Origin of the sequence: Pseudonocardia charpentierae, assembly GCF_031845345.1 — a bacterium.
GTDB classification, from domain to species: domain Bacteria; phylum Actinomycetota; class Actinomycetes; order Mycobacteriales; family Pseudonocardiaceae; genus Pseudonocardia; species Pseudonocardia charpentierae.
This window is the reverse complement of sequence record NZ_JAVREJ010000091.1, coordinates 1-1,118: the sequence shown is the minus strand read 5'-3', so window position 1 is coordinate 1,118 and position 1,118 is coordinate 1. Positions and strand designations below refer to the sequence as shown.

The window sequence follows — 1,118 nt, the reverse complement described above, 5'->3', positions numbered from 1 at the left end:
TTACCAAGGAGAACGTAAGTAAGCTGACTTGATCTTCTGTTTCTGCAACAATGCCGTGTGCGCGACAACGACGGCCGCAAGCTGGACCACCAGACCCTCGAGGCGATGCGGCTGCGCGCGGTGGACGCGGTCGAGTCCGGGGTGCACCCGGAGGATGTCGCCGCGTCGTTGGGCATGGGCCGGGGCACCGTCTATGGGTGGCTGGCCAAGTACCGGGAGGGCGGGCGGGACGCTCTGAAGGCGCGGCCGGTGCCGGGTCGGCCGCCGAAGCTGTCGGGTGAGCAGATGCGCCGGCTCTACACGCTGATCGCCGGGGCCGACCCGCGGCAGTTGGAGTTCGGGTTCGCGCTGTGGACCCGGGACATGGTCCGCACGCTGATCCGCCGCGAGTTCCGGATCTCGCTGTCCGCGGTGAGCGTCGGCCGGCTGTTGCGCACCCTCGGGTTGTCGCCGCAGCGGCCGCTGTGGCGGGCCTGGCAGGCCGACCCCGACGCGGTGGCCCGCTGGAAAGAGCAGGAGTTCCCGGCGATCCGCGCCCAGGCCAGGGCCGACGGGGCGACGATCTACTTCGGCGACGAGGCCGGGATCCGCTCGGACTACCACGCCGGCACCACCTGGGCCCCGGTCGGTGCGACTCCGGTGGTGAAGGCGACCGGAGCCCGGCACAGCCTGAACATGATCTCCGCGGTGACCGCGAAAGGACTGCTGCGGTTCTCCACCTACACCGGCAGTCTCACCGGCGCCCGGTTCATCGAGTTCTGCCGAAAGCTGATCGCCGACACCGACGGGCCGGTCTACCTGGTCGTCGACGGCCACCCCACCCACCGATCCAAGGCCGTCAAAGAGTTCGTCGCCTCCACCGACGGCCAGTTGCGGCTATTCGTGCTGCCCGCCTACTCCCCGCAGCTCAACCCGGACGAGTGGGTCTGGAAGAACGTGAAGCACGACCGGGTCGGGCGCACCAGCGCCACCGGTCCGGACGACTTCAAGGCCAAGGTCATCAGTGCGCTACGACGGCTGCAGAAGATGCCCCACATCATCCGCGCGTTCTTCGCCGACCCCGACCTCCGCTACATCACAGCATGATCAGAGTCCACTAACCAACGAACTCTTTAGTA

The 1,118-nt window shown here is 67.9% G+C and carries 1 protein-coding gene; it reads left to right on the top strand.

What is annotated here, in order from left to right:
- Positions 1-57: 57 nt before the first annotated feature.
- The gene (locus RM445_RS31985; RefSeq protein WP_311560602.1) at positions 58-1,086 is read left to right on the top strand and encodes an IS630 family transposase; all 1,029 of its coding nucleotides are present in this window, start codon (positions 58-60) and stop codon (positions 1,084-1,086) included.
- Positions 1,087-1,118 lie beyond the last annotated feature (32 nt).